Genomic DNA, 14,464 nt, shown 5'->3' on the forward strand with positions numbered 1-14,464 from the left:
AAATTGCGCCTATGACTATGCAGAGAAGCATAATATAGGCGCAATTTTTTATTTTTCTAATTGACTCGCTGCGGCTTCATCCAAGAGAACCGTTAAATTTGGGTGGAGTTGAAGAATAGAAGCAGGATACGTTTCTGTGACAGGTCCTTGGAGCACTTGTTTGACCATCTGAGCTTTTTGTTCACCATTTACAATTAGGACAAGGTGCTTAACTTTCATGATGCTGGCTGGCCCCATCGTAACAAAGGTCATGCCTGGCTGCATCATTTCAGGAACAAACCAAGGCTCTGAACCAGTGACGGTCACTTGATAGGTTTCATTTTTAAAATGAGTGGTAGTGGGCATGTTCCCACAAAAATGACCATCTGCTCCTAAGCCAATTAACATCAAATCTAAGCCGCCTGCGTCAGCAATCCGTTGTTCTTGTTGTTGAAAGTTTTCCACAGTTAATGGATGGATGTTTTGCTCGGATATTTCCGCAGGTGTCAAATACAGCGTCCGCAAATCTGTCAGAGTAATGCCTTCCTTTTGATGAGGAACGGGGATTTCATCAAAGTTATAATAATGAACATTATCAAAGTCAGATGAATTTTTCACAATCGAGGCTAATTTTTGGTAAACAAGTGCTGGCGTTTTACCAGCGGTAATTGATAAATTCACTCGTTTATCTTGGCTCATCGTGCTTAGAAGTAACATTTTTGCCCATTCGCTCATCGTGTCGAAATCTTGTTTAATTAAAATTTTCATACTTGCTCACTCCATTCTTTGAATAAGCTAAGTATAATTTGTGGGAACCATCCCATGTCAAGCTCTTCACAAAAAGGATTTAATTAACGGTATGCAAAAGAAAGAGGAGCAGCCGTCAAAACGACGACTACCCCTCTTTTTAAAGCTTAAGATAACCTACAACGAGTTAACTTTTTAGCTTTCTGCTCCACTTGCTCCAACGCTGGTCTAAACGTTCTTTTGACCAACACTGTTTAACAAAGAATTTTATTTTATTGTTCTTTTAACCATTTTTCTAGTTGTAAACGTTGCACTTTCATAGTAGCTGTGTGAGGGATTTCGTCAAAAGCCATAATGATAGGTTCGTTTAAATGTGGTAAATCGGCTACTTGTGTCCACCAAGCGTCCCAATCCATTTCTTCCCCAGGGACAACCGCTAAAATTGGCTGAGGTTCATTTTCTTTGCCACGGACAATAATCACTTCTTCTAAGAAATCTAATGCATCCAATAAATGATCTTCAATAGCTAAATTACTGTCGATGTTTTCAATTAGATCTACTTGGCGATCTTTCAAGAATAAGTGGCCGCGTTCATCTAACATTCCGTAATCGCCGCTGTCCCACCATTCGCCATAGACATTTTCTGCAAAGCGGGCATCTTCTTTGTAATATGTTAAGGCCCGTCCTTTTGATAAGAATTGGATATGGCCGTCCGTCATCGCAGGTAAAACTTGTCCTTTTTCATCGGTAATTCGAGCTTGTGTTAAATCCTCTAAACCAACGCCCATGTCACGAGCATCTGAATCTTTTAGGGATTCTAAAGTATGCGCTCGTAAGATCATTGGCCCGCATTCACTTTGTCCATAAACTTGTAGGAAAATTGGTTCATTGGCAGCAGATGCTTTTAAGAAAGCCACCATTGTAGCGTTGTTAATTGCATCAAAAGTAGAATGATAATAATGGACACTAGCGAAAGCTTCAGGTTTTTCTTTGGCCAAACGAACCCATTGAACGAAGTTATTGGGGTGTGTTTCTACAGCGATTGGTTGATAGGTGCTGAACATTTCAGCGACTTTTTCGCTCGAAGCATTTGCTAAAGGCATCATAGGGAAGCCCATGGCCATTAAAGAAGACACGCCAATGTTAAAACGAGAATGAACTGGCGAAATATGAAAGCCAACTAATTTCTTTTCAGCAATTTTTGTAAAAATGGTTTTTTGCCATTTTGTACGCCAACCCATAGAGTGATTGGAATGACAGATAAGTTTAGGAATACCTGTTGTTCCAGAGGTGTGGGTCATGTAGGCAATTTCGTCTTTAGTCAGTTCGTCTTGAGGAACTTCCGTGGCATCAGCTTCTAAAAGAGAAGCAACCGAAAGTTTTTTATTGGCAGAGCTATTACGAACAGCTTGAACTTTTTCAGCAGTCACATCATCAAATAAAATATAAGGATCTTCTAAACGATCAACGAATACTTCAATTGTTTCAAAAGGTAAATGGTATGAAACCATTACAGGAACGGCTGCTAGATATGAGGCTGCAACAGCTAGTAAATACGTGTCGAATTTAGGACTTTTATAAATAATAATTTTGTCGCCTTTTTTTACACCTAAAGTGGCTAATTGATATGCCCGTTTCAAAATTTCTTGATGGCTTTCACCATAAGTTGTTTCTAAGCCAAGTGCAGGAAAAGCAGGCAAAGATTCATCAAAAATAATTGGAACAGTTGGTGTTTTTTCTGCGGCTTCTTGATAGTTTGTATAGAGGTTTAATGGTTGATAATCAAGTAAGTGTGTCAAGGGAAAGTCTCCTTTGTAAAATAGTTTGTGTACAAATGTACAAGTTCACTTTATCCTATCATAGAATGGGTTCTTTTTCTACGTCAAAAATACAACGTTAAATGTTATTTTTTATTATTCACAAGCACAACGTTTGCTGTATCTGGCAAAGTTTCCTACAATAATTATGTAAGTAACAAGTTCTCAGAAGTGTAAAACTTTACAAAGGAGAGGAATTTACATGAAAAAAATCTATGAAACAACTATCATTAATACGGGTGGACGTGCAGGAGAAGTTCACTCACCGGATAAATCATTTTCTTATGCGGTTGCTTCGCCAGGTGTTAAGAAAGAAAATACAACAAATCCAGAACAATTATTCGCAGCGGCTTACAGTGCTTGTTTTAACGGTGCATTAGAATTAGTGATGGATCAAGAAAAAGTCGAAGGTAAAAGTACAGTAACTGCACGTGTATCCTTATTCCAAGGAGAAGATGGATTTAGCGTTGGTGCTGAATTAGAAGTTCATATTGATGGGGTAGATCAAGCTAAAGCAGAAGAACTTGTTAAAAAAGCCCACGAAATTTGCCCATATTCTAAAGCAACAAGAAATAATATAGATGTTAAATTAACAGTGATTTAATTAAAAAAGAAGCGTTTTGTCTATACGACAAAGCGCTTCTTTTTTAGATAACAGTCCACAAATTATACATATTTAACAAAATAACTAAAAAAACAACTAAACTATAAATTTGGGCGACCCGTTGTTGGGATAATTTTTTACTGAAAAGACCTCCGACATAACCACCGAATAAAGCGGCAGGAATAATAGCCCAAAGCATTGTCAAATCAAAAACCGCAAACCCTGTGGTCAAGCCGATATTGCCAAGTTTGGCGAGTTGGGAGAAAAAAATAGTAATGATGGAATAGACAGTTGCTGATTTGATATCCATTCCAAAAAAGAGAATAAGGCAAGCTACATTAATGGGACCGCCACCGATGCCTAAAAAGGTTGACAGAATCCCTAAGCCTAATCCAACAATCAGAAAAATGCTCAATCCGTTGAGGTGTAAGTGCCAGTTGGAAAATTGATTGTAGAGAAGAACCAAAACCAAGGTCAGCAACATGATGATATATTGGATTAGTTGTACTTTTTCTTCATTTGGCGCTAGTGCAATCGCCTGATTAAGAAGTAAATCACCTAACATGCCGCCGACTAAGGAACCAAACGAAATACTCGCGGCTTTTTTCCATTCAATTTGGACACCATTTTGATACTGTTTATAAGTCGAAGAAATGGACATGACAAAAACAGCGACACTTGAATAGAACGCAATACTATTTAACGAATGGAACCCAAGAAAATCCAAAACAGGCTTAATAATGACGCCTCCACCCATCCCAGAGAGCGCCCCAACTGTATTGGATAGAAAAATAGTTATGAAATAAATCAGCAAAACCCGCACATAATCACTCCTAAACCGTTTTCTTTTAGTATAGCACAAAAATTATATAAGAAATGTAATTTCATTTAAAAATATTTTTAAAAAGAACTTGAAATGATATTTCTTTAATGGTATTCTACAAATACAAAAAAGAAAACGCATTCAAGGAGGATGAGAAAGCATGACAGTATCGATTGGTATTATTTTGATTTTATGTCTTTACACAGTTGTTGGTGTACTTGACCAAATTTCTATTCAGATTGGTCCATATACACCATTGTTTGCTGCAACGTTTACTGGCCTAGTCTTAGGGGATGTTCAAACAGGTTTGATGATTGGGGCAACGCTTCAATTGATGACATTAGGTGTAGCGACTTATGGAGGAGCAACAGTCCCAGACTTTCTTTCGGGGGCCATTATGGGAACGGCTTATGCAATCATTTCAGGGAAAGGGGCAGAGTATGGTATCGGAGTTGCGGTTCCGATTGGGTTATTATTAACACAACTAGATATTTTAGGCAGAATGGCTAATACGTTTTTCCAACACAAAGCAGATCGCTATGCGGAAGAAGGCAATTATAAAGGGGTCGAGCGTTGCAATGTTTTAGGAATTTTTCCTTGGACGATTTCTCGTGTCATCCCAGTTTTTATTGGCCTAGCTTTTGGTGAACAAGTTGTAAACGCTATCAATAATTGGATTCCTATTTGGGTGATGAATGGGTTAAAAGCAGCAGGCGCTATTTTACCAGCGATGGGGATTGCTATTTTAATGCGTTACTTACCAATTAAAACATACTGGCCCTATTTTATTATTGGGTTCGTGTTACTTGCTTATGGGGCCCAATTCTTCTCAGTTTTAGGTGTCGCACTGGTTGGCTTGGCTTTAGCAGCGATTTATGTGATGAATCATAACAAAGGCGGCGCAGCTACAACAAGTGGCACGGTTATTTACGAAGATGATGAGGAGGTTGAGATTGATGACTAACAAATTAACAAAAAAGGATATTAATAAAGTTTACGTCCGTAATCTTTTTGGCTATCAGTGGGGCTGGAACTATGAAAAAATGCAAGGACTTGGTTACGCTTGGGTGATGATGCCTGCATTAAAGCGACTATACAGTGAAGATCCAGTAGCTATGAAGAAAGCCTTGAAGACACATCTTGGCTTTATGAATACAACGCCAGCCATGTCGCACTTAATTGTCGGAGCTGATATGGCTTTGGAAGAAGAAGTCGGCATTGAAGATGAAACGGCCATTACTGGTTTGAAAACAGGTCTAATGGGTCCGTTTGCTGGTGTTGGTGATACCATTTTTATCGCGATTTATCGTGCGATTGTTTTTTCGATTGCAGCTTACATGGCGCAAGGGGGCCAGGTTGTTGGGTTACTGATCCCGTTAATTGCCGGAGCAGTGGTCCTATGGGTTCGCTATAAATTCACTTGGATTGGTTACCATCAAGGGAAAAAAATTGCGACAGAATTTGCGGATAAAATGAAATTGTTTACGCAAGGTGCAGCTATTTTAGGGTTAACGGTGGTCGGCGGTTTGATTCCTTCGGTAATTACTTACAAATTAGATTTAACTTATAAAATGGGAGATGTAACATTATCTGTTCAAGAAATGTTGGATAAAATTTTACCCGCATTAATTCCTTTAGGGATTGTTCTTTTATCCTATTGGTTACTAGGGAAAAAGAAAATGAATTCAACACGGCTAATCTTTGTTTTAATTTTAATTGGCATGGTTTTAGGCAATTTACAACCAATGTTGGCTTGGGTTGGCGGTTTATTTTAAAAAAATAGTATATAATAGGAGAGATTTATTATGACAATTGTACATGCAAGAGTAGATGAGCGTTTAATTCACGGACAAGTTGCAACTGTTTGGACGAATACGGTTGGCGCACAAAGAATCATGGTAGTAAATGATGCCGCTGTCAAAGATCAATTACAAATTGGTGCCTTAAAAATGGCTAAGCCTGCAGGAGTTAAATTATCCATTTTATCAAAACGTAAAGCGATTGAAAAAATTTTAGCAGGCAATTATGATGAAGAAAAAGTCTTTTTAATTACGAAAGACATTGCAGATATGGCGGCTTTAATTGATGGCGGTGTTCCGTTGCAGAGCTTCAATGTCGGCAATATTTCTCAAAAAGAAGGCAGTCGAGCAATTAAAAAATCTGTTGCATTAACCGATGAAGATATTCAAACCGTTCGTCGTTTAACAGATAATGGGGTGACTATTACCGCACAGATGATCCCTTCTGAACCAAACGAAGCAATTTTAACTTTCATAAAATAGAAATGGAGATGAGAAGATGGAGCCAATCCGTTCAATCAGACAAAAATATAAGGACTTTTCCAAAGTAAATAAGAGAATCGCAGACTATATACTGAAGGATCCGACCCGTCTTCTCTCATTAACAGCAAACGAAATTGCTAGCAATAGCGAAACTTCTCCAGCATCAGTTACCCGTTTTTCTAAACAATTAGGGTTTGACAGCTGGGAAGAGTTAAAACTATCCATTGCAGCGGTACAAGCTGCCAGTAACGGTAAAAAAGATATTGATCCAATTGTAGCGGCGGATGATTCGGTGGATACTATTTGTATGAAAGTGGAATCTTTATTAAATGCTACGATTGAGGATTTATTTTATACAGTGGATAAACAAGCCTTGGAACGAGCAATCGCGCATGTTAAAAAAGCGGAAAAAATTCATTTGGTTGGAATTGGTGCCTCTTCTTTAACGACTTATAATCTTTATCACAAGTTTAACCGCGCTGGTCGCCAAGCAATTTTTAATTATGATAGTCACATGATGTTGGAGTTTTTAAATTATGCAACGGCACAAGACATTTTGATCACGGTCTCCTATAGTGGTTTGACAAAAGAAGCCTTAATCGCCTGTGAAATTGCCAAAAATAGAGGCGCAACGGTTATTTTTATTACCAGTAACGATGGAGAAAACGTGCGATCATTGAGCGATGAAGTTCTTTTAGTCCCCAATAATGAGCACCTCATTCGAGTTGGGGCTATTTCATCGATTGCTTCGTCAATGGCAATTGGCGATGTTCTGTATTTAGGTTCAATTCAAGATGATTTAGACACAGAAATTGAACGCAATATGATTGAAACGAGTCAACTTGTCAGCCGTCTAAAAGAGAAGTAGGGGTGTGCAAGCAAATGAACTTAGAAGGATTAACGACAGAAGCCAGAAATGAAGCGACTAAAAAGATTGACCAAGTGTCAACATTAGAAATGGTAACTTTAATAAATCAAGAAGACCAAAAGGTAGCACAAGCAATTGAAAAGGTGCTTCCGCAGATTGCTGCAGCAATTGATGCAGCGGCAGAACGATTTAAAAAAGGGGGCCGTTTAATCTATTGTGGTGCAGGAACGTCTGGACGTTTAGGTGCTTTGGATGCGATTGAATTAACGCCCACATATAGTGTGTCGCCAGAACGCGCATTTGGTATTTTAGCTGGTGGTGAAAAAGCAATGTATCAAGCAATTGAAGGCGCTGAAGACTCGAAAGAATTAGCTATCGAAGATTTAACACAACATCAATTGACTGCCCGAGATGTCGTAATTGCGATTGCTGCTAGTGGTCGGACACCATATGCTGTTTCCGCAATTGAATACGGAAAAAAAGTGGGCGCTCTAACCATTTCAGTTACCTGTAATAATCAAAGTCCGATGAATCAATTGGCGGAAATTGGGATTGCGCCAATTGTAGGACCGGAAGTCATTACAGGGTCAACTAGAATGAAAGCGGGTTCAGCACAGAAAATGGTTTTAAATATGTTTTCAACAGGAATTATGGTTAAAGTAGGGAATATCTATCAAAATTTGATGGTCAACGTACAACCAACGAACGAAAAATTAATGCAACGTGCCACGAATATCATTAAAGAAGCAGCAGAAATCGAGGAATCGCAAGCCAAAGAATACTTGGAGGCAGCACAGCTAGAAGTGGCACCAGCCATTGTAATGGCGAAAGCCCACGTTGATTTTCAAAAAGCCAAACAACTATTAGCAGAACATGACGGACGGATTTCAGAAGTTTTAGCATAGAAGTGGTGAACAATGAATCAAATCGCAATTCAAGAAACAATTCAGAGACTGATTAATCAGCAAGTCGTTCCGGGTGTCGCTTGGGGGACGATCACAGAAGATAGCTTATCAGAACAGTATACGGGCTTTTTAGGTAATACTGGTCCATTTGCAAGACAAAAGGTTTCATCAGCTAGCCTGTATGATTTAGCGTCCTTAACGAAAGTTTTTGGGACAACAAATCGAATGTTACAATTAATCGATACAAATCAGCTTACTTTTTCAACCACTGTGGGGGAAATCCTACCTGATTATCAAGGACTATCTTGTTCGATTGGGGAGCTTCTACTGCATCAGAGCGGACTGCCAGCTGATGTTGTCGATAAGAAAAATGTCACAAAAAAAAGCTTGCAAGAAATCATTTTAACGCATTCGTTATCTGAACGAGGGAAAACCACTTATTCTGATTTAGGGTATTACTTATTGGGAGAAATTATTCAAGTATTGGATCGCTGCTCATTAGAAGAGAGCTTTCAAACATACTTATTTCAACCAATGAACCTACAGCATACAAGTTTTACGGTCAGCGATTTTGCCCAGGCAGTGCCCACAGAGATTACAAAACAACGCGGCGTTATTCAGGGAGTGGTCCACGATTCGAAAGCCTATCAACTGAAAGCGCCAATTGGCAGTGCAGGGTTATTTGCAACTTTACCAGATTTACTCACTTTTGTTCAGTGTTTTATGAACAATCGCTACCCGTCTGGCAAACCATTATTTTCTGAAAAAATGTTCACTGCTCTCTGGTCTATGAATCAAGGGGGACGTACATTTGGTTGGGAAGTGAAAAAGACGCAAGCAGGGGCAGACTATTTGTATCATACTGGCTTTACTGGAACGGCGATTGGTATGAAAAAAGAGACCAAAGAAGCCCTAATTTTGTTGACGAATCGGATTCATCCCACTCGTGAAGAACGTGGCTTTCTGAAAGCACGAACAAAAATTTATCAGCAGTATTTTTAGGAGGATATGATGAAACCAAAATTAATTTTAATGAGCCATGGACGGATGGCAGAAGAAACCTTAGCTTCTACTCAAATGATTGTCGGGGAATTAGCAGATGCTGCGATTGTGTCAATGACCGCAGAAGATGGCTTGAGCGGCACGCAAGCAAAACTGGCAGCAATCTTAAAAGAAGCTGGCAATGTCCCGACGCTTGTATTAGCTGATTTAAAAGGAGGAACACCTTGTAATGTGGCTATGATGGCCATGGGCACTTATCCGCAATTGCGAGTAGTCGCTGGACTTAATTTAGCAATGGCAATTGAAGCAGCCGTCTCACCTGTGGAAAATGTGGATGAATTAGCTGCATATTTAACGCAAATTGGCCAATCTGCGGTGACCACGATTGACTTACCTGAATTAACAGATGAAGAAGAATTTGAAGAATAGCAAAAAGGTGTTGTCTCAAAGACAACACCTTTTTTTAAGAACCAGGGATATTCCGTGGTTCGTTTTTGGTTGTGACAAAGAAAAAGAATAGACTCAGTAAAATAACTAGGATGCCATCGTTAAACATCGGATTTACGAAGTTTAAAATAGCACTTAAGATAACTGGCACGGTAGCACAATACGTAATAATTTTTAAACAATCAATCAAACGTAAAGAATAAAAACGTAATTTTGAATAGAGAGATGCACCGATAGCGGCAATCAGTAAGTCTAAAACTAAACCGATTAGAACAGGGTAGATAGCCACTAAAAAGACAATAAGTTTTGTCCACCAGGGGATCGCTGCTTCACTTAGCGCAGTCTTGATACTCTGAGCGTTAACGCCATCTAAGGTTCCTTTACTATAGGGGAAGATAAATTGGTCGGTGCCTAGAATTGATTCAGTTGCGCCTGAATTTGGTAAGGCGACTACAAATTCATCTTGTAAAAAAGCCAAACCAAACGCATTACCAATTAAATCTTTTTGGACATCAGCGGCTGTACGCTTTCCATCTGGATCAAACGTAAAAATAATCGAGTCGGTTTGATAAATAAAGCCAGATTCTTTGGCCTTTGTTTGCAACGTGCCATTTTCAATAGAAAAGTCAGGCAACTTTTCTGCAATTTTTTGGCCATCTTGTTGCACCTCTTGTAGCACAGAAAAGACTTGTTTGGTAATAGGTAGTGCTAAAATAGCACTTAAAAAAACAGCATAGAGAATTACTTTCCAAAACGCCATTTTTTTCGCATGCCGTAATTCTGAAACTGAAAAAAAGGCCTGCTTAAATAATTGCAATGTATTCATTTATTTACTCCTCACATCGTTCTTCTACAGGTCATTCTAGCGAATTTATGAGGGAAACACAAGGTAATCTCCCTCTTTTGTAAAACTTTTCTTTTGGCAAGCAAACTATTTTGTAGAAAGCGGTTCACTCTGTTATCATAATAGTTGTATGAAAGACGTATGTTACATACTAAAAAATAGGGGGATTTAAAAAATGACTTATACATTACCAGAATTACCATATGCTTATGATGCATTAGAACCTTACATTGACGTGGAAACAATGCACTTACACCATGATAAACACCACAACACTTATGTGACTAACTTAAACGCAGCGATTGAAAAACATCCAGAATTAGGCGAAAAATCTGTAGAAGACCTAATTTCAGATATGAATGCTATTCCTGAAGATATCCGCACAGCCGTTCGTAACAATGGTGGCGGTCACGCAAACCATACATTCTTCTGGGAAATTATGGCACCAAATGCTGGTGGTCAACCAACTGGCGCTATTAAAGAAGCAATCGATGAAACATTTGGTAGCTTTGATGAAATGAAAGCTGCTTTCAAAACAGCTGCAACTGGCCGCTTTGGTTCAGGTTGGGCTTGGTTAGTTGTGAATAACGGTAAATTAGAAATCACTTCAACACCAAACCAAGATTCACCATTAATGGATGGCCAAACACCTGTTTTAGGTCTTGACGTTTGGGAACATGCGTATTACTTAAAATATAAAAACGTTCGTCCAGATTACATTGAAGCATTCTGGAACGTTGTTAACTGGGATAAAGTAAACGAACTTTTTGCAGCAGCAAAATAAGTTTGCCAATTGTGAAGGAAAGAGTCAAATGACAGCCGTCATTTGACTCTTTCCTTTTACAAATCCAGGGTCGAAATAGTTGTTCGTTTATGGCATACTAAAGTAAGTAGGGAAAGATAACGGATACATAAAGAAGGAGCTAAAAAAATGAATGTTATGATGCAAAAAGTACACGGGTCAGAAAATGATTTCTTTTTATTGGATGAAACACAGTTTGAGCGTTCTTTAACCGCTGAGGAAATTGAGCAATTGCGCATCCAGTTATGTTCGCGGGAAACAGGATTATTGGCGGGAGCAGATGGGTTACTTTTGGTAGGAGAAGGGACTCACGGCACGTCCAATGCTAGAATGCGAGTGATTAACAGCGATGGTAGTGAAGCAAGCATGTGCGGGAACGGCTTGCGTACGGTTGCCCGTTATTTATCTGAAAAAAACCAAGAAAAATCATTTACAGTTGAAACAATGTTTGCAGATTTGAAAGTACGTCAAGCCCCCAATTTAGCTGAAGAAGTAGCGACTTACCAAGTGGAAATTTCACCAGTAAGTTTTGAAGCAGTCACTATCCCAATGCATTTAGGGGTCCAAACATTAATTGATGAAATCGTACCAGCCTTATCTAACACCATTCGCTTTACAGCGGTAGCAGTGCCTAATCCGCACCTTGTAGCATTTGTGGATCACGAAACCTTAAATGGTCCAGAATTTGAACGAATCGCTACCTATGTAAATAATGAAAATCCATATTTTCCAGAAGGGATAAATGTGAGTTTTGTTGAAATTCTTGGCAAAAATCAACTATTTGTTCGAACGTATGAACGTGGTGTAGGTTTTACAAGTGCTTGTGGGACAGCTATGTGCGCAAGTAGTTTACTTTATACGTTATTGAAAGATGGTGTTTTTTATGAAGAAATAACCGTCAAAAATGCTGGAGGTATGGTGAAAACAGTCGTCCACGAAACGTCTGATGGCAGTTATTGGATGGAATTAATTGGGAATGCCACGATTACGCATTTGATTGAAGGATCACTGACTGATTTACTAAATGGTGCATTTGAGAAAATAACTATCACTGAAACGAATGAACAGAAACATTATCAAGAATTTCTGCAAACACTTTCTCAAAAATAACAATTGTTCCTTGATAAAGCGCTCTTTTATTTTACAATTGTGTTAAGTTCTTGTTCCAAAAAATAAAAAATATTGCTTGAATAAGCAAACTATGAGAAAATAAAGGGCATGAATTAAGAATTATTCTTAGATAAACGAGGAAGTGTCTTATGAAACTATGGAAAAAAGTAGTACTGGGCTTCTTGAGCGTCTTGCTAGTGGTAGTAGCTGGGGTATGTGCTTACGGGATTAAGATGTATTCAGATGCCAATTCAACAATTAATGGGATCTATCAATCAGTTAACCGTAAGTCCAATAAAGGAGCCACGGCCAATATTGATGCGCAAGAACCATTCTCTGTTCTTTTAATGGGGATTGACACAGGCGATTTAGGCCGAACAGAACAAGGTCGTTCAGATACTACAATGGTTGTAACCATCAACCCGAAAGAAAACAAGTCCACAATGATCAGTTTGGATAGAGATATTCTAACAGATATTGTTGGAAATGACACACAAGACAAATTGAACCATGCCTATGCATTTGGTGGCGCCGAAATGGCGATTAATACAGTCCAAGAATTACTGGATATTCCCATCCATCATTATGTATCCATCAATATGAAAGGGTTAAAAGACCTGATTGATGCGGTAGGCGGTATTGAAGTAGATAATACGATTGGTGAATTTACGTTGGACGGTATTACTGTTCCAGCAGGTAAAATCAAGTTAGATGGCACGACAGGTTTGGCTTATGCGCGGATGCGTCACGAAGATCCTGAAGGAGATGTGGGTCGTCAACGCCGCCAACGAGAAGTTGTTGAGAAAATTGTGCGCAAAGTCATGAGTTTTGACGGTGTTTCAAAATATCGAAAAATTCTTGATGCTGTTGAAGCCAATGTAAAAACAGACTTAACTTGGGATGACATGATGGACATCCAATCAAAATATTTGTCTGCCTTTAAAACAATTGACTCTGAACAATTACAAGGATACAGTGCAACTATTGATGATATTTATTATCAAGTCCTAGATCCAAATAGTTTATACAAAACACAAACAACACTTAGAAAACAACTTGGTTTAAAAGAACATGCTTCTGAACGTGAAAAAGATTTAGCCTTTTATAATCAGTTTAGCTATGCTGTTACAGATACTGCACTGATTGGTGAATCTGGTGATTCAAGTGTCAATAGCTCTACTAGTTCGAGTAGCACAGCGGACACCACAGCCGGACAAACAGAATACAACGGCAATACGCAACAAGCAGCAGAAGGAGCCTATGATCCGAATACGTACGTTGACCCAAATACGTACACAGATCCAAACGCTTATGCTGATCCAAATACGTATGTGGATCCCAACGCACCACAATATTAATCTGTTAAACAAGCTCGAAAACTTCTATTTCTGATGGAAATAGAAGTTTTTTTCTTTTATTCTAGAAATTTTTTTCAGAAGGTGTTATAATTGGACTATACCAAAATAAACCGTAAGGAGCGTGTCAAAATGCAAATTATCCGTGTAGCAAATGCAGAAGAAGGCGGCAAAAAAGCGTTTGAATTAATTAAAGAAGGTATGAACAATGGTGCGAAAGTTTTAGGCTTAGCAACAGGTAGTACACCAGAAACATTATATAAAGAAATGACAGCAAGTGATGTCGACTTTACAGAAATGACTTCTGTAAACTTAGATGAATATGTTGGTTTAGGTGGCGAAGATGAGCAAAGTTACCGTTATTTCATGAACAAACACTTATTTGACAAAAAACCATTTAAAGAAACATTTGTACCAAATGGTAAAGCAGAAGATTTAGATGCTGCTTCCGCAGAATATGAAAAAATTATTGATGCACATCCAGTAGATATCCAAATCTTAGGTATTGGTCAAAATGGACATATTGGTTTCAACGAACCAGGCACACCTCTAGATAGCTTAACACATGTCGTTGAGTTGACTGAATCAACAATCAACGCAAACAAACGTTATTTTGACAAAGTAGAAGATGTCCCAACACGTGCTGTTTCTATGGGGATTGGCTCAATCATGAAAGGTAAAAAAATGATTTTAATGGCTTATGGCGAAGCAAAAGCAGAGGCCATTAAAGGAATGATTGACGGACCAGTAACAACAGACATGCCAGCAAGTGCATTACAAAACCATCAAGATGTTGTTGTAATCATTGATGATGCAGCTGCAAGTAAATTATAATCGTTGATGAAAAAGAACTTGAAACATAAGGATTTCCTTATGTTT

The 14,464-nt window shown here is 38.6% G+C and carries 16 protein-coding genes; 12 read left to right on the plus strand and 4 right to left on the minus strand.

The window, feature by feature from the left end:
• Positions 1–48: 48 nt before the first annotated feature.
• Positions 49–747, minus strand: a complete 699-nt coding sequence (locus IGI80_RS05405) for a glucosamine-6-phosphate deaminase (RefSeq protein ID WP_002355326.1) — start codon at positions 745–747, stop codon at positions 49–51.
• 251 nt (positions 748–998) lie between these two features.
• Positions 999–2,525 (minus strand): AMP-binding protein, encoded by a 1,527-nt coding sequence (locus IGI80_RS05410; RefSeq protein ID WP_002355329.1) that lies wholly within the window; start codon positions 2,523–2,525, stop codon positions 999–1,001.
• A gap of 220 nt (positions 2,526–2,745) precedes the next feature.
• Here IGI80_RS05410 and IGI80_RS05415 point away from each other — a divergent pair, with 220 nt between their 5' ends.
• Complete coding sequence (locus IGI80_RS05415) at positions 2,746–3,147, plus strand: organic hydroperoxide resistance protein (protein ID WP_002355332.1); 402 nt, start codon at positions 2,746–2,748, stop codon at positions 3,145–3,147.
• A gap of 43 nt (positions 3,148–3,190) precedes the next feature.
• On the opposite strand, the gene IGI80_RS05420 is transcribed toward IGI80_RS05415, so the two are convergent.
• The gene (locus IGI80_RS05420; protein WP_225581367.1) at positions 3,191–3,961 is read right to left on the minus strand and encodes a sulfite exporter TauE/SafE family protein; all 771 of its coding nucleotides are present in this window, start codon (positions 3,959–3,961) and stop codon (positions 3,191–3,193) included.
• Positions 3,962–4,130: 169 nt separating this feature from the next.
• Here IGI80_RS05420 and IGI80_RS05425 point away from each other — a divergent pair, with 169 nt between their 5' ends.
• Genes IGI80_RS05425 through IGI80_RS05455 form a run of 7 tightly spaced genes read left to right on the plus strand, consistent with a single transcriptional unit; the run spans position 4,131 to position 9,456 of the window.
• Entirely contained in the window at positions 4,131–4,934 is an 804-nt protein-coding gene (locus tag IGI80_RS05425) for a PTS mannose/fructose/sorbose/N-acetylgalactosamine transporter subunit IIC (protein WP_002358431.1), read from the plus strand.
• On the plus strand, positions 4,927–5,745 hold the full coding sequence (locus IGI80_RS05430; RefSeq protein ID WP_002355336.1) for a PTS system mannose/fructose/sorbose family transporter subunit IID: 819 nt from the start codon (positions 4,927–4,929) through the stop codon (positions 5,743–5,745). The genes IGI80_RS05425 and IGI80_RS05430 overlap by 8 nt, the downstream gene beginning before the upstream one ends.
• 30 nt (positions 5,746–5,775) lie before the next feature.
• On the plus strand, positions 5,776–6,252 hold the full coding sequence (locus IGI80_RS05435) for a PTS system mannose/fructose/N-acetylgalactosamine-transporter subunit IIB (RefSeq protein WP_002355337.1): 477 nt from the start codon (positions 5,776–5,778) through the stop codon (positions 6,250–6,252).
• Positions 6,253–6,268: 16 nt separating this feature from the next.
• Positions 6,269–7,120, plus strand: coding sequence for a MurR/RpiR family transcriptional regulator (locus tag IGI80_RS05440; RefSeq protein ID WP_002355339.1), 852 nt, complete (start codon positions 6,269–6,271; stop codon positions 7,118–7,120).
• 14 nt (positions 7,121–7,134) lie between these two features.
• Positions 7,135–8,025 (plus strand): N-acetylmuramic acid 6-phosphate etherase, encoded by an 891-nt coding sequence (gene murQ / locus IGI80_RS05445; RefSeq protein WP_002361198.1) that lies wholly within the window; start codon positions 7,135–7,137, stop codon positions 8,023–8,025.
• Between the two features lie 12 nt (positions 8,026–8,037).
• On the plus strand, positions 8,038–9,027 hold the full coding sequence (locus tag IGI80_RS05450; RefSeq protein ID WP_096397521.1) for a serine hydrolase domain-containing protein: 990 nt from the start codon (positions 8,038–8,040) through the stop codon (positions 9,025–9,027).
• Positions 9,028–9,036: 9 nt separating this feature from the next.
• Entirely contained in the window at positions 9,037–9,456 is a 420-nt protein-coding gene (locus IGI80_RS05455) for a PTS sugar transporter subunit IIA (protein ID WP_002363016.1), read from the plus strand.
• Between the two features lie 34 nt (positions 9,457–9,490).
• Here IGI80_RS05455 and IGI80_RS05460 read toward each other — a convergent pair whose 3' ends face one another.
• Entirely contained in the window at positions 9,491–10,300 is an 810-nt protein-coding gene (locus tag IGI80_RS05460; RefSeq protein ID WP_002355344.1) for a DUF1189 domain-containing protein, read from the minus strand.
• A 193-nt stretch (positions 10,301–10,493) separates the two neighbouring features.
• Between IGI80_RS05460 and IGI80_RS05465 the strand changes: the two genes are divergently transcribed.
• The 4 genes from IGI80_RS05465 to nagB all read left to right on the plus strand — a co-directional run bounded on the left by IGI80_RS05465 (position 10,494) and on the right by nagB (position 14,419).
• Positions 10,494–11,102 carry a superoxide dismutase gene (locus tag IGI80_RS05465; RefSeq protein WP_002361201.1) on the plus strand — a complete coding sequence of 203 codons (609 nt, stop codon included), beginning with the start codon at positions 10,494–10,496 and terminating at the stop codon, positions 11,100–11,102.
• Positions 11,103–11,249: 147 nt separating this feature from the next.
• Positions 11,250–12,230, plus strand: coding sequence for a diaminopimelate epimerase (dapF, locus tag IGI80_RS05470; protein WP_002377925.1), 981 nt, complete (start codon positions 11,250–11,252; stop codon positions 12,228–12,230).
• A 149-nt stretch (positions 12,231–12,379) separates the two neighbouring features.
• Positions 12,380–13,588 carry an LCP family glycopolymer transferase gene (locus IGI80_RS05475; protein ID WP_002393688.1) on the plus strand — a complete coding sequence of 403 codons (1,209 nt, stop codon included), beginning with the start codon at positions 12,380–12,382 and terminating at the stop codon, positions 13,586–13,588.
• 129 nt (positions 13,589–13,717) lie between these two features.
• Complete coding sequence (gene nagB, locus IGI80_RS05480) at positions 13,718–14,419, plus strand: glucosamine-6-phosphate deaminase (RefSeq protein WP_002355352.1); 702 nt, start codon at positions 13,718–13,720, stop codon at positions 14,417–14,419.
• The last annotated feature ends 45 nt before the right edge of the window (positions 14,420–14,464 follow it).

The sequence above is a fragment of the Enterococcus sp. DIV1420a genome, from assembly GCF_051712165.1.
Lineage (GTDB): Bacteria > Bacillota > Bacilli > Lactobacillales > Enterococcaceae > Enterococcus > Enterococcus faecalis.

Bases quoted from the DNA above. Each gene is read 5' to 3' on its own strand.
- IGI80_RS05405 (WP_002355326.1), bottom strand. From the start codon at position 747: ATGAAAATTTTAATTAAACAAGATTTCGACACGATGAGCGAATGGGCA.
- IGI80_RS05415 (WP_002355332.1), top strand. From the start codon at position 2,746: ATGAAAAAAATCTATGAAACAACTATCATTAATACGGGTGGACGTGCA.
- IGI80_RS05425 (WP_002358431.1), top strand. From the start codon at position 4,131: ATGACAGTATCGATTGGTATTATTTTGATTTTATGTCTTTACACAGTT.
- IGI80_RS05430 (WP_002355336.1), top strand. From the start codon at position 4,927: ATGACTAACAAATTAACAAAAAAGGATATTAATAAAGTTTACGTCCGT.
- IGI80_RS05435 (WP_002355337.1), top strand. From the start codon at position 5,776: ATGACAATTGTACATGCAAGAGTAGATGAGCGTTTAATTCACGGACAA.
- IGI80_RS05440 (WP_002355339.1), top strand. From the start codon at position 6,269: ATGGAGCCAATCCGTTCAATCAGACAAAAATATAAGGACTTTTCCAAA.
- murQ (WP_002361198.1), top strand. From the start codon at position 7,135: ATGAACTTAGAAGGATTAACGACAGAAGCCAGAAATGAAGCGACTAAA.
- IGI80_RS05450 (WP_096397521.1), top strand. From the start codon at position 8,038: ATGAATCAAATCGCAATTCAAGAAACAATTCAGAGACTGATTAATCAG.
- IGI80_RS05455 (WP_002363016.1), top strand. From the start codon at position 9,037: ATGAAACCAAAATTAATTTTAATGAGCCATGGACGGATGGCAGAAGAA.
- IGI80_RS05460 (WP_002355344.1), bottom strand. From the start codon at position 10,300: ATGAATACATTGCAATTATTTAAGCAGGCCTTTTTTTCAGTTTCAGAA.
- IGI80_RS05465 (WP_002361201.1), top strand. From the start codon at position 10,494: ATGACTTATACATTACCAGAATTACCATATGCTTATGATGCATTAGAA.
- dapF (WP_002377925.1), top strand. From the start codon at position 11,250: ATGAATGTTATGATGCAAAAAGTACACGGGTCAGAAAATGATTTCTTT.
- IGI80_RS05475 (WP_002393688.1), top strand. From the start codon at position 12,380: ATGAAACTATGGAAAAAAGTAGTACTGGGCTTCTTGAGCGTCTTGCTA.
- nagB (WP_002355352.1), top strand. From the start codon at position 13,718: ATGCAAATTATCCGTGTAGCAAATGCAGAAGAAGGCGGCAAAAAAGCG.